The sequence below is a fragment of the Saccharicrinis aurantiacus genome, from assembly GCF_947489045.1.
Lineage (GTDB): Bacteria > Bacteroidota > Bacteroidia > Bacteroidales > Marinilabiliaceae > Saccharicrinis > Saccharicrinis aurantiacus.
In genome coordinates, this window is record NZ_CANLCN010000009.1 from 119984 (window position 1) to 139553 (window position 19570).

At 36.2% G+C, this 19570-nt stretch carries 13 protein-coding genes and 1 tRNA gene; 7 read left to right on the forward strand and 7 right to left on the reverse strand.

Features of this window, described 5'->3' with window-relative positions; all coding sequences use genetic code 11:
* Window positions 1–65 precede the first annotated feature (65 nt).
* A complete protein-coding gene (locus QMO11_RS12075; RefSeq protein ID WP_282037526.1) occupies window positions 66–2399 on the forward strand; it encodes an arylsulfatase in 2334 nt (777 codons plus the stop codon).
* Window positions 2400–3220: 821 nt separating this feature from the next.
* On the opposite strand, the gene QMO11_RS12080 is transcribed toward QMO11_RS12075, so the two are convergent.
* The 4 genes from QMO11_RS12080 to QMO11_RS12095 form a co-directional block, all read right to left on the reverse strand.
* Window positions 3221–3394 carry a hypothetical protein gene (locus tag QMO11_RS12080; protein ID WP_171973178.1) on the reverse strand — a complete coding sequence of 58 codons (174 nt, stop codon included), beginning with the start codon at window positions 3392–3394 and terminating at the stop codon, window positions 3221–3223.
* Window positions 3395–3524: 130 nt separating this feature from the next.
* A complete protein-coding gene (locus QMO11_RS12085) occupies window positions 3525–4178 on the reverse strand; it encodes a response regulator transcription factor (protein WP_282037527.1) in 654 nt (217 codons plus the stop codon).
* A gap of 4 nt (window positions 4179–4182) precedes the next feature.
* The gene (locus tag QMO11_RS12090; protein WP_282037528.1) at window positions 4183–5949 is read right to left on the reverse strand and encodes a sensor histidine kinase; all 1767 of its coding nucleotides are present in this window, start codon (window positions 5947–5949) and stop codon (window positions 4183–4185) included.
* A gap of 182 nt (window positions 5950–6131) precedes the next feature.
* A tRNA-Gln gene (locus QMO11_RS12095) sits at window positions 6132–6204 on the reverse strand.
* Between the two features lie 520 nt (window positions 6205–6724).
* Here QMO11_RS12095 and QMO11_RS12100 point away from each other — a divergent pair.
* The 5 genes from QMO11_RS12100 (at window position 6725) to QMO11_RS12120 (ending at window position 14473) form a co-directional block, all read left to right on the forward strand.
* Window positions 6725–9817 carry a glycosyltransferase family 117 protein gene (locus QMO11_RS12100; RefSeq protein WP_282037529.1) on the forward strand — a complete coding sequence of 1031 codons (3093 nt, stop codon included), beginning with the start codon at window positions 6725–6727 and terminating at the stop codon, window positions 9815–9817.
* A gap of 65 nt (window positions 9818–9882) precedes the next feature.
* Window positions 9883–10491: a polysaccharide deacetylase family protein gene (locus QMO11_RS12105; RefSeq protein WP_282037530.1), complete on the forward strand. Its 609-nt coding sequence runs from the start codon at window positions 9883–9885 to the stop codon at window positions 10489–10491.
* Between the two features lie 51 nt (window positions 10492–10542).
* The gene (gene purD, locus QMO11_RS12110; RefSeq protein WP_282037531.1) at window positions 10543–11814 is read left to right on the forward strand and encodes a phosphoribosylamine--glycine ligase; all 1272 of its coding nucleotides are present in this window, start codon (window positions 10543–10545) and stop codon (window positions 11812–11814) included.
* Between the two features lie 156 nt (window positions 11815–11970).
* Complete coding sequence (locus tag QMO11_RS12115; RefSeq protein ID WP_282037532.1) at window positions 11971–12825, forward strand: DUF6427 family protein; 855 nt, start codon at window positions 11971–11973, stop codon at window positions 12823–12825.
* Window position 12826: 1 nt separating this feature from the next.
* The gene (locus QMO11_RS12120) at window positions 12827–14473 is read left to right on the forward strand and encodes a carbamoyltransferase C-terminal domain-containing protein (protein ID WP_282037533.1); all 1647 of its coding nucleotides are present in this window, start codon (window positions 12827–12829) and stop codon (window positions 14471–14473) included.
* A gap of 8 nt (window positions 14474–14481) precedes the next feature.
* Here the strand turns inward: QMO11_RS12120 and QMO11_RS12125 are convergent, their stop codons facing one another.
* The 3 genes from QMO11_RS12125 to QMO11_RS12135 all read right to left on the reverse strand — a co-directional run bounded on the left by QMO11_RS12125 (window position 14482) and on the right by QMO11_RS12135 (window position 16952).
* A complete protein-coding gene (locus QMO11_RS12125) occupies window positions 14482–14733 on the reverse strand; it encodes a DUF4834 family protein (RefSeq protein WP_282037534.1) in 252 nt (83 codons plus the stop codon).
* 112 nt (window positions 14734–14845) lie between these two features.
* Window positions 14846–16468: a S41 family peptidase gene (locus tag QMO11_RS12130; protein WP_282037535.1), complete on the reverse strand. Its 1623-nt coding sequence runs from the start codon at window positions 16466–16468 to the stop codon at window positions 14846–14848.
* 22 nt (window positions 16469–16490) lie between these two features.
* Window positions 16491–16952 carry a dCMP deaminase family protein gene (locus QMO11_RS12135; protein WP_075602732.1) on the reverse strand — a complete coding sequence of 154 codons (462 nt, stop codon included), beginning with the start codon at window positions 16950–16952 and terminating at the stop codon, window positions 16491–16493.
* Window positions 16953–17197: 245 nt separating this feature from the next.
* On the opposite strand from QMO11_RS12135, the gene QMO11_RS12140 reads away from it, so the two are divergent.
* A complete protein-coding gene (locus QMO11_RS12140; protein ID WP_282037536.1) occupies window positions 17198–19552 on the forward strand; it encodes a hypothetical protein in 2355 nt (784 codons plus the stop codon).
* Window positions 19553–19570 lie beyond the last annotated feature (18 nt).

Below are 19570 nucleotides of genomic sequence, written 5' to 3' on the forward strand. Positions count from 1 at the left end.
TTTTGTTACAGGAAAATAGTTCCGTTTTAATTATTGAGTTATTAACAAGTATAAAATAAATAGCTATGCATAAATTATTAAGCTTCCTATTAATATCCCTGCTAGTCTCATGTACTATGCCGGATGAGGAAAAATCAAAAAAGAAAGGTAGTATTCTACCAATAGGGTGGCCCGAGTTTAGTGGGAAGATTGGTAAAACCTTTGAGGACTCGGATGAAGATTACCCGCAGCCCCTTGAGGCGCCCGAAGAATCGCCCAATATCCTAATGGTTATTTTAGATGATGTTGGTTTTGGACAACCCAGTACCTTGGGCGGTCCCATAGATATGCCTGAGCTTGATAAGCTGGCAGAAGAAGGACTATTATATAATAAGTTTCATACAACAGGGGTATGTAGTCCTACGCGAGCTGCACTTTTAACAGGTAGAAACCATCACCAATTAGGTTTCGGAACCATCTCTGAAATGTCTACGGGTTTTCCGGGCTATAATAGTATTTGGGATAAGGACGCTGCTAGTGTTGCCGAGGTATTAAAGCAAAACGGATACAATACAGCCGCATGGGGTAAGTGGCACAACACGCCCGATTGGGAAACCAACCAAACAGGTCCTTTTGATCGATGGCCAACAGGTTTGGGTTTCGAATATTTTTATGGTTTTATGGGAGGCGAAACCAGCCAGTACGAACCTCAATTGTTTAAAAATACTTTGCCAACAGAACCTACTTTAAAGCCCGAAGATGGTTATCATCTTACAGAAGATTTATCTAAAGATGCTACGCAATGGATACGTCAGCAAAAATCTTTGAATCCCGATAAGCCTTACTTTGCTTATTTCTCAACAGGAGCCATACATGCGCCAATTCATGTGCAAAAAGAATGGATTAAGAAATTTGAAGGCAAGTTTGATGAAGGATGGGATGTACTAAGAGAGCATACCATTGCGCGTCAGAAAAAAATGGGCATCATTCCACAAGATACCAAGTTAACAGAACGACCTGATGCGATTCCTTCATGGGATGAGCAAACGCCGGAGTCAAAGAAATTATTTGCACGACAAATGGAAGTAGTAGCTGGTTATTTAGCACATACCGATCATTACGTAGGCCAATTAATTGAGGCTGCTAAAAATGTGCCAGGCGGAGAAAATACCATGATCATATATGTTGTGGGAGATAATGGAGCTAGTGGCGAAGGAACGCCAATGGGAACCATTAATAATATGATGGTGCAGAATGGTTTCCCTGATAATTTAGAAGATCAGTTAAAAGTGATGGACGAATTGGGAGGTAAAGATTTCGAAAACCATTATGCAGTGCCATGGTCGTGGGCAGGCTCAACGCCATTTCAATGGATGAAACGTGTACCTTCACATTTTGGCGGCACCAGAAACGGATTGGTTATTTCGTGGCCAAAACATATAAAGGCTAGTAACGAAAAACGTTCGCAGTTTCACCATGTGGTAGATATTACTCCAACCATATACGAGGCTGCAGGTGTTCAAATTCCAACAGAAGTAAACGGGGTAAAGCAGGCGCCAATGGCAGGTGTTAGTATGGCATATACCTTTAATAATTCGCAGGCCAAAGATCAAAGAACAACGCAGTATTTTGAGGTTGGCGGACATAGAGCTATATATCACGAAGGCTGGGTAGCATCATCTTTTCATGGTGTACCATGGGCATTTACAGGCTCAGTAGGTTTCGATAATGATGTGTGGGAACTCTATAATGTTGATGAAGATTTCTCACAATCCAATGATTTGGCTGAGCAATATCCCGATAAGCTTGAAGAATTAAAGCATATATTCGATATCGAGGCAAATAAATACGATGTGTATCCGCTTGATGATAGGTATGCCGAGCGCGCTTTAAACCCGCTCCGTCCGTCCATAACGCGCGGTAAAACACATTTTAAATACTTCCCCGGAACAGTGCGTATACCAGAGGGAGGAACCCCGCCAGTGTATTCGCGTAGTCATACCATAAGCTCAAAAATCAATTATAAAAAAGGCAACCAAGGGGTACTTGTGGCGGTTGGCGGTAATGTGGCCGGCTATACCATGTACATTAAAAACAATAAGTTGCACTATACTTATAATTTCTTTAACAAATCACGATACACCATATCCTCAAGTAGTACCTTACCAAACGGCCCCTTAGAGCTTAAAATGGTATATACCCAAGAGTCAGAAGAGTGGGGTGGCGGAGGATCGGCCAAGTTATTTGTGAATGGTAAAGAGGTAGGTTCAGGCAATATTGATAAAACTGTTCCAATCAGATTTGCAGTAACAGAAACCACCGATATCGGAATGGATTTAGGTTCGCCCGTAACATCCGATTACGAAGCTCCTTTTGCCTTCGATGGTGATTTACAATACGTTCAATACGATTTAGATTAAGCAAGTAATACAAGAATCAGCCAAAACGAAGAGGTAGCACAAAGCTGCCTCTTTTTTTGTGTATAAAGCCACTATTGTCCTAAATAACATTATGTATTGGGCAAATAGCCCTAATGTAGGGCAAAGAAATTCAAGCCTTTTGGAAAGAGGCCAGCCTGACAAGGCCCTTAAATACAAGCCTGCGAAAAAATACATTCCAATAAAAAATATTCTTCAGTGGGGCTTCCCTTGCAGGTCGGGCTATGCGCTATATCTTTGTTTCGCCAAAATGGGCTCACAAAGTATGCCGCTGCTATCCCTAAGCCAAAACTACAAACTCAATATAAATCTGTTTAATCCTGACTACTCACAGTGTAATATGTTAAATAAAGGAGTGCCGTTTTTTTGGCTTCTACATCTATTATTTTTTAAAGGTTTAAGGAGGTGGAAAAACGTATAGCATGACCTTAAAAAAAAACACGTGTCTTTTTTTAAAAATCACACGTGTTTTTGGTAAAAATGTAGTGTCTTTTTATCCAAAATATAGTGTCTTTTTTTTGAGCGCTAAGCAAAGTGTGAAAGTCAGATGTCAATTCATTTATTAATAGGTAGTTGTGGTTTTATTTGTAACAGGGTAAATGCATTAATTCAATCCATTAATTAAGCCTTGGGTTTTATCATTTACAAACAATAAACCTAGCTCATTAAAGCTGGTTTTTTGGCGAATTCGACCCTGCTTAAATTAACATAATTAATATGTATAAACAACAAATCCCCCCACCAAACGATGAGAGGAAATGTAAATTCAGATACTATCCTAAAATATCAGAATGCTTCTTTTTTTAGAAAGGGCTAACTGTTGGATTTTCCGGAAGTGGCTGTTCAGCCGTTGGAGGAAGTGGTTGAATTTTCTCAGGCACTTCTGGTGTTACTTCTTCTTCATCTTTGTTGCACGATGCTAAACTCATTGCACCAATCATGGCAACTACTGCAAATAAAAATTTTAAATTCTTCATCATTCAATTCTTTAATGGATAATTACTTAAATATTACCCTACAAAGATGAAGCAATCTGCAGTCAACTCATTTGGTGATATACTAATATCAAGAAAATAGGTGTATCCCTTATTTATAAGTATGCCAATGTTATATATCGCTAAATAGCTTTTTCTCCAGGGCATAAATAACCAAGCCGGCTATGTTTTTGCAGCCTGTTTTTTCCAATAAGTTTCTTTTATGCGCTTCTACCGTACGGTTCGAAATAAATAACTTTTCTGCTATTTCAATATTCGAGTGTTCTTTACAAATTAGGTGTAAAATTTCAGTTTCGCGTTTGGTTAAGGGTATTTCAACCGCAACTCTATTGGGTTTAGCTTGCGGTGTAAGGCTTTCCATAATAATATTAGTAACCTCTTTGCTATAAAACGTTTTTCCTTTATTAACGCTTCTAACCGCTTCTCTTAATTCATCCTGCGTGCAATCTTTTAAAATATAGCCGTGTGCACCGGCGGCTAGCATGTTTTTAATGTTTTGCCTTTCGTTTAGCATGGTAAGGGCAAGTATTTTAACTTGTGGAAATTGCGAACTTACATTTTTAACCAATTCAATGCCGTTCATTTCGGGCATCATAATATCAGTAATTAAAACATCAATATTTTCTGTTTTTAAAAGTTCAATGGCTTCTATGCCATGTTGAGCCTCAGCAACTACCTTAAATTCATCATTATCCAAAAAAGTCTTTAGTCCCTGTCTGATCATTATATGATCGTCTGTTAATAGTATCTTAATAGTGTCTTCCATATTTTTAGAGCGATAATTCAAATAAAACTTGTGTTCCGTTACCCACTGAGGATTCAATTTGTAAAAAACCTCCAATCAAGTTAGCCCTTGTTTGCATGCTTGTTAAACCAAAAGTACCCGCGTTCTTATCTAGGTCAAAACCTTGTCCATCATCTTCTATGGTAAGGGTAATAATATTTTTATGTTTTAATAGCTGTATGGTACAGCTCTCAGCTTTAGCATGCTTATTTACATTATTAATGGCTTCTTGCACTATTCTATAAATGGTCATTTCAGCTGCCACTTTAATCCTCTCGTCTTTTAGGTTATGGTAAAAGCTAAATGTAGTTCCGGCTAATTCCGATTGCAGATTTATCAAGTCCTCAATGGCTGGTGCTACACCGCGCTGGTCAACTACCTTGGGCATTAGCTTGTGTGCTAAAGATCGGCTTTCGTTGATAGATTCCTTTAGGTAATCATAACCCTGCTGAAATCGATCCTTTGCCATATCATCAGTAAAACGAACTATAGATCTAACTTTTTCAAAACTCAATAGTGCTGTCGACATGGTTTGTTGCAAGCTATCATGAATTTCTCGTGCAATTCTACTGCGTTCTTTATCTTCAGTTTCTAAAATGGTATTCATCATTTTTTCATCTTGCAGAACGTGCTCCGTAATATCGGCAAAAACACCCACAATACGACTTGTATTATTTTTCTCGTCTTTCGATGATGAGCCCTTGCATCGGTACCACCTTAATTCATTATTCTTGGTGTAAAATCTGGCTTCTATATTAAATGCCCCACTTTCACTTATGGGGGAGTTTATATAGTTCTCGAATCTTTCCTTGTCATCCCTATGAATTTTTGAAATTAAGAAATCCCAATTTGATTCAATCTCGCTGCTGGTATACTCTAGTAAGTTGCAGTCTTTTGGATGCCAGTTTACGCTTTGGTCTTTTACATTATAATCCCAAATTATGGCCTCAGCTCCAATAACGGCCAAAGTAAAACGTTCGTCGCTCTTTAGTAATTCACCTTGGGTATGTTTCAGTGTTCTGAAATTACTTTGTAGTTCTTTATCTAATAATTCCTTCTCTTTTAGTTTTTTGTATATCAGGTAAAATGCCAATAAAGAAGCGGTTAATACTAATGCAATTAAAATGAGAACAAGGTAGTACAGGCGCATTCCTTCCGAAATGTTTTTTATCCAAATCTCATTTGTATTATTATTTATGATCTGTTCAAATTGTTTAATCTCCCTAATTAGTTTTCGTTTTAGCGAGATATATTCATCGCTACTAATTATTGATAATGCTTTATCTCGTGCAATTAAATATGCATCGCTTTCAATATCACCCTGCGAATTAGAGGATTTAATTATAGAAAATATTTCTTTTTCTAATTGAGTGATCTCGTGTGATATTAATATTGTTTTCTGTAAAAGGCCCTGTTCTCTCTTGTTTAAACCAAGGTGACTTAAGCTATCGGCAATGGAAGTAATGGTAGTTTTAGAGTTAGGCTGTGTTTTTTTGTTAATATAAATCAGATCTAAGTAGGCTTTTTCCCATACAGTATCTTGGGTAATAATAAACTGCATGCAGTAATGGGTAAGGTTTTCGTTACGTTCTCTAATTTTATCGCTTAAATTAATTACTTGTGTACGATTGAATTGACTCTCTCCAAATTCTGAACGGTTTTGAAATAGCAACAGAAATGCGATGAAAATAGCAGCCAAAAACAGAATAATTGTACCGTATAGTATCGAAAAAGAAGTTTTAATATTAGGCATACTTTGCTTGTGAATTGAATTCGCTTATTTTCTTTTTAATTAAGCTCTTTAAAATCAAAGTTATAAAAAGGATTAGAATACTAATTTTAGTAGGTTCAATATAAAAACTAAAGTGAAGGAATAAAAGTGGAGGAGTATAAAAAAAGAAAAGCCCGATATCGTAATGATATCGAGCTTTTGTGTTGTCCCATTAGGTTTCGAACCTAAACTCTTCTGTACCAAAAACAGACGTGTTGCCAATTACACCATGGGACAATCCTAGTCTTTCTCTGTGAAAGCGATGCAAAAGTATATCATTTTTGGATAACTGCAAATTTTTGAAAAAGATTTTTTTCAATTGTTTTTGCTTGCCAAGTAGCGCTTGTGTGTATCCTACAGATTATCTTTTAATTATATTATTAATGCTATTTGCATTTTTTTGTGGTAAATAATTAATTTCTCCTTTTAAAGAACTACTCAAATCATTCTGTACACCATTTTGCAGATCATAATCTATGAAAAAGAGTGTCTCTACAATTAATGATTGTTAGATTGTTTTTCATCATAAGTAGATGTTGAAATCAAAGCTTTAGATAGTTAATAAGCTAAACCAATTCTTAATATATAGTTAAACTCTAAACATTACTATATAATACAAATAGGTTTGAGAAAAAAAATCTTATTTTTGGCATCGAAAGTCAAAAGAAAATAATCTGATGACTGATATACAGTAAGATAGTATATTGTTAAAGTTCTGAATATTACGTTAAAGCGATTATAATACTCATTATTTATTATGAAGAATCATAAGTTTTTGAATAACCTAGTAGGTTGGCTCACTTTTTTTATTGCAGCTGTTACCTACATATTAACGATAGAACCTACAGCGAGCTTTTGGGATTGTGGTGAGTTTATCTCAACATCATACAAGCTTTTGGTCGGACACCCTCCAGGGGCACCATTTTTTATGATTGTAGGTCGATTCTTTACTTTGTTTGCACCATCACCTGGCGATGTAGCCTATATGATAAATGTAATGAGTGCTTTAGCAAGTGCCTTTACCATTCTATTTTTATTTTGGACGATCACACATTTCGCACGTCGTATTTTCATGACAAAAGAAAATGAGGCTTGGCGTTCATGGGCAGTTATAGCAGCTGGTTTTATTGGAGCTTTGGCTTATACATTTTCTGATACATTTTGGTTTTCAGCAGTTGAGGGTGAAGTGTATGCAATGTCGTCTTTATTTACGGCCATGGTATTTTGGGCTATCCTTAAGTGGGAAGATGTTGCCGACGAGAAATATGCAAACCGTTGGTTGGTGTTAATTGCCTATTTAATGGGGCTTTCAATCGGGGTTCACTTACTTAACTTACTTGCAATACCTGCCATTGTAATGGTATATTACTTCAAAAAGTTTGATGTAACTCGTAATGGTATAATTAAGGCTTTGCTTATTTCCGGGGTTATTTTAGTAGGTGTATTATATGGTATAATACCATACACTGTTAAAATTGCTAGTTGGTTTGAGCTATTGTTTGTTAACAGCTTTGGTGCTCCATATAACACAGGTATAGCAATATACTTTACTTTATTGCTTTGTGGTTTAGTATTCGGGATTCTTTATACTCACAAAAAACAAAAAGCAATTGCCAATACTATATTGTTAGGGGTAACGGTTATTTTAATAGGATACTCTTCATTTGCGATGATTGTGATTCGTTCTTACGCAAATCCAACCATGGACCAAAACTCTCCTGAGGATGTGTTTTCAATGATGGGTTATTTAAATCGTGAGCAATATGGCGATCGCCCTTTATTTGTGGGGCAGTATTATAATACGCCAATCGATAGAGTTAAGTCAAGTGCTAAAGAAGGAGCACCTGTACGTATTAAACAGACTGATAAATCGAAAGATGATGAGTACATAATAGTAGATCATAAGCCTGAATACGTATTTAATGATAAGGCAACTACTATTTTCCCTAGAATGTATAGTCGTGAAGGTAGACATATAGAGCAATATAAAGCTTGGGCAGGAGATCAAAACAAAAATAATGTTAGAATACCAAATCCAGAAACCGGGCAAACAGAAACCGTTTCTTTACCATCATTCGGTCAAAACCTGAAGTTCTTTTTTAACTATCAGGTTAACTATATGTATTTCCGCTATTTTATGTGGAACTTTTCTGGTCGTCAAAACGATATTCAAGGACATGGTGAAATCCACAAAGGAAATTGGATTTCGGGTATACCGTTTCTTGATAATGCTCGTTTAGGAGATCAATCAAGGCTACCAGATACTTATAAAGAAAACAGAGCCCGCAATAAATATTATATGTTGCCGCTTTTATTAGGAATATTAGGTTTATTATTCCAATACAATGCAGGGAAAAAAGGCAAGCAAGGTTTTTGGGTAGTAATGTTATTATTCTTTTTAACAGGTTTAGCAATTGTTATTTACCTGAATCAAACGCCGCTTCAACCACGTGAACGTGATTATGCATATGCTGGTTCGTTTTATGCCTTTGCCATTTGGATTGGTTTAGGAGTGCTCTACGTAATTGATGGTTTGCGCAAACTACTGCCTAATAAAATGGCTGTTGGTATTGCGTCAGCATTAACATTAGTTTTGGTGCCTGGTATTATGCTTGCAGAAAACTGGGACGATCATAATAGAGCCCACCGTTTTGTAGCGCGAGATTTAGCGTTTAATTATCTCGATTCTTGCGAGGAGAATGGAATCATATTTACAAATGGTGATAATGATACCTTCCCACTTTGGTATGCGCAAGAAGTAGAGGGTTATAGAACAGATGTTAGAGTTTGTAACTTGAGTTATTTACAAACCGAATGGTATATTGATCAAATGAAACGTAAGGCATACGAGTCTGATCCAATGCCATTTTCATTAACGAAAGATCAATATGTAACAGGTACGCGCGATGTTGTGCATCTATTGCCACGTATCAAAGGAAGAGTGGATATGCGCGAGGCTATTAAGTTCTTGGCTAGTGAGAATCCAAAAACAAAACAAATACCTGGTTACGAAGGTCGCATTGAGCACCTGCCATCAAAAGAATTTTCTGTTCCTGTGGATAGTTTAAAAGCCATTCAAACAGGATTAGTTAATGAGCGTGATGCTGAAGAGATTGTTAGTCAGTTGGATATTACATACAATAAAGAATATATCCTTAAAAATGAGTTAATGATCTTGGATCTGATTTCAAATAACGATTGGAATCGTCCTCTTTATTTTGCAGTTACTGTTGGTCAGGATAACTATGCCAATCTTCAAGATTATTTCCAATTAGAAGGTTTTGCTTATAAAGTTGTGCCAATTAAAACTAAAAATGCAGATGGTCAGTTCGGGCGCATTGATACCGAAAAAATGTACGATCGTTTTATGAATAAATTCCGATGGGGTGGTTTTGATGACCCAAGAGTTTATTTAGATGAAAATCATCAGCGAATGGCCATGAATATTAGAAATAACATGTCGCGATTGGCATTGGCTTTAAATAAAGAAGGTCAAACTAAAAAGGCTGTTGATATACTCGACTTAGCAAGTGAGAAGTTGCCGTCAGATAGAGTTCCTCATAATTATTTCTCTCTGTTTTTAGCCGAAGGTTATTATCAGGCAGAAGATCTTGACGATGGGGATAGAATACTTAATGAGCTATCTACACAATGTTTACAAGAAATTAATTTCTTTTCGTTATTGCCTCCAAAATTGCAAAATTCAGTGGGTAGCGATTTACAACGTAGTATGGCAATCTATTTTGAGCTAGCTAAAGTGGCTGAAAAATATAACCGTAAAGGTTTAATGGATCAGTTTGAAAAGGATTATCAGAATACAATTTCAGGAATGAACTTTTTAGGTAGATAATATTTATAAATGGGAGAGCATTAATGTGCTTTCCCATTTTATTTATATCTGCATTAATTAATATAATGATACAACCACATAAGTTTTTAAGTAAGGTTTTTAAACAGGCAACTTGGGAAGAAGATGATAGTAAGAACGAGGTTTTTATAACCTTCGATGATGGTCCAATTCCTGAGGTAACCCCATGGGTGCTTGATGAAGCAGATAAGTGGAATGCCAAGCTTACTTTTTTTTGTGTTGGAGATAATGTTCGAAAATACCCCGATGTTTTTAATGAAGTTTTAAAGCGAGGTCATGCAGTCGGTAATCATACCTTTAATCATTTAAGAGGGTGGGCTTGCAATAAAGAAACTTATTTCGAGAATGTTGATAAAGCTTCAGAATATATTCAGAGCGATTATTTTCGTCCACCGCATGGGCAAATATTTCCTTGGTATCAGGATGAGTTAAAGAAACGTTTTAAAAAGATTGTAATGTGGAGTTTACTCTCGTATGATTATGATCCAGATAGAACAGGTAAACAGGTTTTTAAAACCGTTGAAAAAAGAATTAAACCCGGATCGGTAATCGTATTTCATGATTCGCTAAAAGCACAGGAGCGAATGCGTTACGCCTTTCCTAAAACCTTAGAGTTAATTGCTCAAAAGGGATATAAAACTCAGGTATTTAAGTAAATACCTAGAGAAATAATTTATTAAAAATTCGTAATATAAAATTTCAATAGCATGAACGTACTTTTATTAGGATCAGGAGGAAGAGAGCATACAATCGCCTGGAAACTGAGCCAAAGTCCTAAATTAACTAAGCTATTTATTGCACCTGGTAATGCGGGAACTGACGCATTGGGAACCAATATAGAGATAAATCCAAATGATTTTGAGGCTGTTAAAAAAGCAGCTATCGAAAATAAAATAGACATGCTGGTTGTTGGTCCTGAAGAGCCTTTAGTAAGAGGTGTTAGCGATTTCTTTGCCAATGATAGCGAGTTATCATCAATACCAGTTATTGGCCCTAGTAAAGCAGGTGCTCAACTTGAAGGAAGTAAAGATTTCTCAAAGGAATTTATGGAGCGTCATAATATTCCAACCGCAAAATATAAAACAGTAACTGCTGAGAATTTAGAAGAAGGATTATCGTTTTTAGATACCATGAAAGCTCCTTATGTGCTTAAAGCAGATGGTTTAGCAGCAGGAAAAGGGGTGTTAATCATTAGTGATTTAGATCAGGCTAAAGCCGATTTAAAAACAATGCTTGATGGGCAGTTTGGTGATGCCAGTAAAAAAGTGGTTATCGAAGAGTTTTTAGATGGAATAGAATGTTCTGTTTTCGTTTTAACCGATGGTTCATCATATGTAGTATTACCTGAAGCTAAAGATTATAAGCGTATTGGTGAAGGTGATGCGGGTTTAAATACTGGTGGAATGGGTGCTATTAGTCCTGTGCCTTTTGCCGATGAAGTATTCATGAAAAAGGTTCATGATAGGATTATTGAGCCAACCGTAAATGGATTAGCTAAGGATAATTTACCATACAAAGGATTTATTTTCATTGGATTAATTAAGGTAGATAACGAGCCGTTGGTAATTGAGTACAATGTTCGTATGGGTGATCCTGAAACAGAAGTAGTTATGCCTCGTGTAAAAAGTGATTTATTAGATCTTTTTGAAGCAACTGCAGCAGGAACATTAAACGAGAAATCAATTGAAGTTGATGAGCAGACAGTAACAACGGTTATGATGGTTGCTGGTGGTTATCCTGAAGCTTACGAAAAAGGTAAAGAAATTACCAACCTTGATCAGGTTGCTGATGGTATGGCTTTTCACGCAGGTACAAAATTAGTTGATGGCAAGGTTTTAAGTAATGGTGGCCGAGTTATTGCAATGAGTGCATATGGTGCTAATATGCAAGAAGCGCTTGCTAAGTCATATAAAAATGCAAATGCAGTTTCTTTTGAGGATAATTATTTCCGCACAGATATTGGCTTTGATTTAAAATAAGAACTGAATTAACAAGGATCAATATAAATGATCATAAGAGCTATAAATAGTAATAGAATAGGAGCCTACTTGATAGTGCTCCTATGTGCTATTGTGAGTTGGATTCGCCCACTGGTTTCTCCAATTGCTGCGGATAATACCTTATCAGTAATTGAGATGCCCTTTTGGCAAAGTTTGGAGTTGTTGCTTAGCTCTTCCGAAATACTAGCATCATTTATAGTCATGTTTTTTGGTTTGGGAATGGCTTTCGCTATCGCTCGATTTTCCTTAAGACATAATCTTTTAAATAAACAGACCGCCTTACCAGCCTTTATGTTTGTGCTTTGTGTTGCAGCATTTCCGCAAAGCCAGACTTTCACTCCCTCTTGGATTGCTGCCTTAGCTTTGCTGGTTAGTTCATCATTAATTTATGAATCACATAGTAAACGAAAGCCAGCTATTTACTGTTTTCTGGCAGCATTCTGGATGGCAGCAGCTAGCTTATTCTATTATAAAGCTATTTTTATTTATCCATTATTGCTCATTATAATAATAACGGTACGCTCCTTTAATTTTAAGTCTTTATTAGCCACTATTTTGGGTTTCTTATTGCCATGGTATCTGTATTTTGGGCTACTTTATGTTCAGGGTGCTGATGTGATGGAAGTAGCAGAAAGTTTTGTAATTAAAAAGGAGATGTTCTTAAACTATGCAAAGCTACCCTTGCAAGCATGGATTAATTTTGCACTGTTGGGCCTTTTTGTGTTAATGGCATTTATTTCCATTGCTCAGCATTATAATACAAAAAAAATATTTATTCGAGTGCTTTATAAAGTACTTGTTATAACTACAGTATACTTAACTGTTGTGGCTAGTATAATCGGGTATTCTTTTGAAAGTATTCCTATTATAGCTGTACCTGTTTCCATTTTGTTTGCTCACTTGTTTGATAATATTAAGTCCGTTCGTTGGCAAAATATTTTGATGCTCATTTTAATGGGAGTTGTTATTGTATCACAGATTTTAATGTAATATGAATTCTTCAAAGCCAACCTTATCCATATATGCTATTCAGGATAGGTTAGATAGCGAAACGCCTTATTTTGTTCACGATCACGGTATCACTCTAATGGATCAAGGGAAGATTATAAAGCACCTTACCTTTGAGCGAACATCAAGAAATAAACACGATAATAAACTACAGAATTCGCTATACGATATTTTAAAAGGAGAGGGGCTATTACATCCAGACGATTATGATTTAGTATTTCCCGATAATGTAGTTGGTAGGAGTGTGATTAGTAAATGTGGGAGGCTGCGTTTCGAAGCTCCATTATCCAATACTTTATTATCTAATCCTGAAAAAGGAAGGTGTTGGTGGCTCGATCATGAGCGTGATGCATATGCAATTAATCATGAGTTGGCACATATTGGTAGTTGTTTGCCATTTTATGGTGGGTACAAAGAAGATAGTTTGCTTATTCATTTTGATGGAGGAGGGAGCTTATCTAATTTCTCAGCGTGGCACTATAAGGATGGAAAAGTTCAGAATATTGAATTTCATTGGAAGTTTAAATATTTATCTTCCTTTTTTAATGCCAACCCTATCGTATTCGGAATTATTGGCGCCAAATATAATCAACAGAACTCAGTGCCGGGTAAAATGATGGGCTTGGCTTCTTACGGAAGTTATAATGAGAAAATAGAATGTTGGTTAAAACAGAATAACTACTTTGCCAATCTTTGGGGAAAGAAGGGTGCCTTTTATCAGTCGGCACAAAAAGAATTTGGGTGGAAAGGGAATCAATTACATACTAATGACTCTTTTTTGCAAGATATTGTTGCAACAATGCAGTTTATCTTTATTCGAGAATTCACAGCAGAACTGAAAATATTGCAACAACAAACTAGTGCAAGGCATTTGTATTATACGGGAGGTTCAGCTTTAAATATAGTTGCAAATAAACATATTGTGGATGCAAATATATTTGAGGATGTGTTTATTCCTCCTTGTACAGAAGATAGTGGTTTGTCTCTGGGTTCAGCAGCATATGTGGAGTTCTTAAAGCATGGGAATGTAGCAAAACACTCTCCTTATCAATTAAATTGGGGACTAAGCAATACAGCTACATCGTTAAATGATATTCCGCAAATTGCAAAGGCTTTGTCAGAAGGTAAAGTAATTGGCGTTTGTAATGGTGCAGCTGAGTGCGGACCAAGGGCTTTAGGAAACAGAAGTATATTAGCTCTAGCTAATAGCAAAAAATTAGCTAAAAAAGTTAGCGAAGAACATAAAGGGAGAGAGTGGTATAGACCCGTAGCGCCTATTATGCTTGAAAAAAATGCACTGCATTATACTGGAGGTAAATCAATCCATAATTTAGCAGATCTCATGCTTTTGGATTTTGATATTCAGGAAGATAAGCAAAATGAGATTGAAGGTGTGGTACATGTGGACGGAACAGCTCGTATACAAACCATCCGTTCAAAAGATCAGAATCCTTTTATGTTTGATTTATTGAGTTACTTGGATAGTAACTACAATTGCAAGGCGCTTATAAATACCTCATTTAACAAACGCGGAGAGCCAATAGTACATTCGCATCAAGATGCTGTTAAATCGGCAAAAAATATGAATCTTGATGGAGTTGTTTTAGATGGAAAACTTCAACTGTTTTAATACAAGTACTATTTTATTTCTTCAAAGCTAACGTATTCTCCCATATCATCAGGAGTCATCTTCTTGTGCTCTTGTGTCTTCTTAATAGTAACCTGTCCTTCGTTACGTTTGCTTTCTCTTCGGAAGTCTTGTTGGCTTTGATTGCCTGTCATTTTATTCACTCTGTTTGTAATAAACATAGGTAAGAATACTTTCCCTATTAAGCGAAAAATAAAGTTGAAAACTATAAATATGACTATTACTTTAATTAAAAATCCCATAATATTTCTTTTAACCTTAACGAGAAACAAATATAATATTTGTTTCTCGTTTATAATTATACACTTTTTGTGCCAAAGCTCTAAAATGCCAGTTTGTCAGAATATCACCTAATTAAATTGCCGCTTTGCCATCTTCCAGAAGTTTTAAGGCTTCTTTAAATACTTCATCTATCTCAGAAATTAATGGATAAAATCCTTCATCATCAATTATATTACGGGCTATGTAGGCATTTAATTGAACGCGGATAATATTTTTAGAAATATTAAACTCCTTTTTATTGAGTTTAACTCCTTCTTTGCTAGCATATTTAACAAAGTCGTTAACTACATTTCTCGATTTAAGAAATTGATCAATCTCTTTCGGTGTTTTGAGTTTCTTTAATTCCTTACGATTGTTATCAGAATATTCTAATGCATAACGATACATCATCGCGTTAGCAGATACCTTGTAATAATAATTGGTAAGTTGCGTTGTGTCTCTTGCCACAAAGTAATCGGGCATGATACCGCCACCGCCATATACAATTCGTCCTTTCTTGGTTTTATATTGAATCGTATCAGTTACATGAATGCTATCTTGGTTAAAGAATTCTCCGTTTTCAAAACGTTCAATTATATCAAGGTTATATTCATCAACACCTTCTTCGTAGGGTTTTTGAATGCATCTGCCAGCAGGCGTATAATATCTCGAAATGGTTAGTCTTAAGGCTGAACCATCAGCTAATGGAATCTGGTTCTGAACCAATCCTTTTCCAAAAGAGCGGCGACCAACAATTATTCCTCTGTCGTTATCTTGTATAGCTCCAGCAAAAATTTCACTTGCCGAGGCTGAAAATTCATCAATTAAAACAGCTACTTCTGTATCTTGAAAGCTGCCTTTTCCGTTGGCATATACTTCTTGTCGAGGATTAGATTTTCCTTGTGTATACACAATCATATCTTTATCCTGTAAAAACTCATTACATAGGTTAATGGCTACATCAAGGTATCCACCTGAGTTTCCTCTAAAGTCGACAATAAGTTTTTTGCAGTTTTGAGCTTTAAGTTTTGCCATTGCGGTTAAAAACTCACCGTATGTATTTTGTGCAAATCTATTTACTTTTACATAGCCTATTTCATCGGTTGCCATATAAGATACATCTACACTATACATTGGTATTTCGCCGCGAGTAATCTCAAAATTAAGGAGCTCAGATGAATTTCTACGTTGAATACCAACATTTACAATGGTGCCTTTTTCTCCACGAAGTAGTTTTAAAACAACCGGATTTTTAATGCCATTACCCGCAATTAACGAATCGTTAACTTCTACAATTCTATCGCCAGGTAATAATCCAACTTTTTCTGATGGTCCGCCTGATATTACCGCAACAACCATAACCGTATCTTTTTGGATACTAAATTGAACCCCTATACCACTAAAATTGCTAGATAACTCCTCGTTTACGTTTTTAAGATTTTTTGCAGGAATATATACAGAATGCGGATCTAGTTTTTTTAGCATTTCAGGTATAATATCCTCTTGCATTTTCACTACATCCACGGTATCAACGTAATCCTCTTTAATTAAGTTGAGGATTGCATCAATTTTATTGGATTGAGGGTGTATTACTAAGGGGCTACTATTGTCTGCACTTTTCGGCATTACAATATACCCAATTAATATACCTGCGATTAATATTAATCCGAATAATAGAGGAAGTAATATTTGTTTTTTTGTGTTATTATAACTCATAGTTTTATTTGTTCTTAATTGGCTATTGATCAGAGCTGATAGCTATATGAATAACTTCAATATTTGCTCTCTTTAAAAGGATTACACCATCTTCAATTCGATATTTCTCCGAAAAAACGACTCTATTAATTCCTGCTTGCACAATTAGCTTAGCGCATTCAATGCAAGGTGAAGCTGTTACATATAAAGTGGCTCCTTCTGAACTATTATTTGAGCGTGCTACCTTTGTTATGGCATTTGCTTCTGCATGTAAAACATAGGGTTTCGTTAAATTGTTTTCATCTTCACAATTGTTTTCAAAACCAGAAGGGGTTCCATTGTAACCATCGCTAATAATCATTTTATCGCGTACAATAATTGCACCTACTTGTCGGCGAACACAATAAGAGTTTTCGGCCCACACATATGCCATTCTTAAATATCTTTTGTCTAGCAATAATTGTTTTTCACTTGCGGGAAGATCTTTCTCGTTTATTTGGCTCATTAAGTTTAATCTTAAATTGGATTCCTGTATATATTACTGAATCCTGTGAATTACAAAAATAGAAGAAAAAACAGATTATGAGACATTCTACCTAAGTAAGTTCTATTTATAATACGCTTGTTGGGTAAATTTTATAGTTTCTCAATCCGCTTAAATGTTTATCTTTCTAGTGTGTTAAAATATTTTGGCAAGAGAATTGCTATACATATTAACACAACTACTATTACTCACTACAAAACTACTGCATGAAGAAGTTACTAATACTACAAATGCTTCTGGTTTCTTTTTTATTTGCTAACGCTGATGAATTTGAAAGTACAGAAGGATGGCCACGAGTCTTTACTCATGGCAATGCTGAGTTTACAATATACCAGCCACAGATTGATTCATATAAAAACAATACAGTTGAAGCAAGAATTGCAGCTTCGGTTAAATTTCCAGAAAAGGATTTGATTTTTGGTGCAATATGGACTAAAGCCAAAGTAAATACGGATAAAGACAACCGTAGAGTTGCTTTTGATGAGTTACGTGTTACTCAGTCAAATTTTCCTGAATTTGATGAAGCTAATACTGATTTGGTAGAATCTATATTGGCAGAGCGTCTACAACAGTATGACCTTGAAATGTCTTTAGATCGTTTTATGGCATCATTAGATAGCAATACAAATAAAGATGTGGTAAGCCAATTAAAAAATGATGCCCCAACTATTTATTACGAGTCGCAACCAACGGTTTTAGTTTACATTGATGGTGAGCCAATTTTAAAAGACGTTGAAGGTAAAGATTTCGAATACGTACTTAATACACCTTATTTTATTGTAAAGAGTACTAAGAGTAATCAGTATTATATGCGTGGAGGCGAATGGTGGTATGTTTCCAAAGATATTATTTCAGGATGGGTTGAAACTATTCAAGTACCTGCTGATATAGTTGAGTTTGCCGAAAGTCAGTCTACAGAATCAGACGAAGTGCAAGAACTACCTGAAGATACAAGAACTCCTAAAATTATTGTGACCCTAGAGCCTGCTGAATTAATTACGACTGCAGGAAATCCAGATTATGCCGCACTTTCCGGAACCTCACTGTTATATATAAAAAATAGTGAAACTGATATTATTATGGATTTGGGTACGCAGATGCACTACATCCTAATCTCTGGTAGATGGTATCAATCGAAAAGCTTACGTGATGGAAAGTGGTCGTTTATTGAACCTGATTTATTACCAAAAGATTTTGCAAAAATTCCTAACGACAGCGAACTATCTAGTGTAAGGCATAGTGTTCCGGGTACCGACGAGGCTAATATGGCTTTGTTAGAACAGAGTATTCCTGAAACAGCAACAGTGGATAGAAGTAAAGCAAGTGTTTCGGTACAGTATGATGGCGACCCAAAATTTGCTGGCATAGATGGAACAAGTATGCAATATGCCATTAATGCTGATAAAACTGTGATTAAATATAATAATGAGTTTTATTGTGTGGATGATGCCATTTGGTTCGTGTCGCAAAACGCCAATGGACCATGGGTAGTCAGTACCAGTAGACCAACTGAGGTAGATAAAATACCAGCAAGTTCTCCGGTTTATAATGTAAAATACGTTTATATTATTGATTATACACCCGAGGTTGTATACGTTGGGTATACTCCTGGTTATACACATGCTTATACTTATAATGGAGTTGTGGTTTATGGTACAGGATATCATTATACACCATGGTATGGACATTATTACTATCCACGTCCTGTTACTTATGGTTTTAATGTGCATTACCATCCATATAGTGGATGGGGCTTTTCGTTTGGAATGAGCCATGGATGGTACGGATGGGGATTTCATCATCATAATTATTGGTGGGGACCGCATGGTTATCACTATGGATATAGATATGGTTGTGGTTATCCTGGGTATAGACCAGGACATCGTCCGCCAAACTATAATAGACCGCGTCAACCTAGACCAGAACACTATAACGCTTATCGCGATAGAGCTTCAAGGCCAAATACAAGGCAAGATACTAGGCCAACACAATTGCCTACTAATAGACCAACAAGGCCTAGTAATGGATCTTCAAGCACGCGTCCTTCTCGACCATCAGAAAATAGACCGAGTACTAGACCTACAAACCCAAGTGTTAATAGGCCCAGTACACGACCAACTACTCCATCAGGTGGAGGTTCAAATTCAAGGCCATCAACACGCCCTATTGAACCACAAAATCCAGCTGTTCGCCCTAGTCAGCCAAGTAATAATGCAAGGCCAACAACTAGAGAAAACAATATTTATACCGATAAAAATGGGAATGTTTATCGCCAGAATAGCTCAGGTACATGGGAGAATAGAAGTAATAAAAGTTGGACCCCTACGCAGCCTAGTAACAGCAATATAAATAGAGATTCGCAAATGCGAAACAGAGGCACGCAGCAGAAGCAAAATTATCAGCAAAGTAGGCCTGCTCAACAATCGCGACCAACACAGACGCGACCAGCGCAAAGTAAACCCTCTTATTCGAGTCCGAGTCCATCAAGATCGGTTCCAAGTTCTCGACCAGCACCAAGTAGAAGTGCTCCAACGAGATCTGCGCCAAGCAGAAGTAGATAATAGATTGTTATATTATAT

What these genes read in the sequence shown, in the direction of transcription:
- QMO11_RS12085 (WP_282037527.1), bottom strand. Translation starts at nt 4,178, where the DNA reads ATGGAAGACACTATTAAGATACTATTAACAGACGATCATATAATGATC.
- purD (WP_282037531.1), top strand. Translation starts at nt 10,543, where the DNA reads ATGAACGTACTTTTATTAGGATCAGGAGGAAGAGAGCATACAATCGCC.
- QMO11_RS12105 (WP_282037530.1), top strand. Translation starts at nt 9,883, where the DNA reads ATGATACAACCACATAAGTTTTTAAGTAAGGTTTTTAAACAGGCAACT.
- QMO11_RS12115 (WP_282037532.1), top strand. Translation starts at nt 11,971, where the DNA reads ATGCCCTTTTGGCAAAGTTTGGAGTTGTTGCTTAGCTCTTCCGAAATA.
- QMO11_RS12075 (WP_282037526.1), top strand. Translation starts at nt 66, where the DNA reads ATGCATAAATTATTAAGCTTCCTATTAATATCCCTGCTAGTCTCATGT.
- QMO11_RS12135 (WP_075602732.1), bottom strand. Translation starts at nt 16,952, where the DNA reads ATGAGCCAAATAAACGAGAAAGATCTTCCCGCAAGTGAAAAACAATTA.
- QMO11_RS12125 (WP_282037534.1), bottom strand. Translation starts at nt 14,733, where the DNA reads ATGGGATTTTTAATTAAAGTAATAGTCATATTTATAGTTTTCAACTTT.
- QMO11_RS12090 (WP_282037528.1), bottom strand. Translation starts at nt 5,949, where the DNA reads ATGCCTAATATTAAAACTTCTTTTTCGATACTATACGGTACAATTATT.
- QMO11_RS12140 (WP_282037536.1), top strand. Translation starts at nt 17,198, where the DNA reads ATGAAGAAGTTACTAATACTACAAATGCTTCTGGTTTCTTTTTTATTT.
- QMO11_RS12130 (WP_282037535.1), bottom strand. Translation starts at nt 16,468, where the DNA reads ATGAGTTATAATAACACAAAAAAACAAATATTACTTCCTCTATTATTC.
- QMO11_RS12120 (WP_282037533.1), top strand. Translation starts at nt 12,827, where the DNA reads ATGAATTCTTCAAAGCCAACCTTATCCATATATGCTATTCAGGATAGG.
- QMO11_RS12100 (WP_282037529.1), top strand. Translation starts at nt 6,725, where the DNA reads ATGAAGAATCATAAGTTTTTGAATAACCTAGTAGGTTGGCTCACTTTT.
- QMO11_RS12080 (WP_171973178.1), bottom strand. Translation starts at nt 3,394, where the DNA reads ATGAAGAATTTAAAATTTTTATTTGCAGTAGTTGCCATGATTGGTGCA.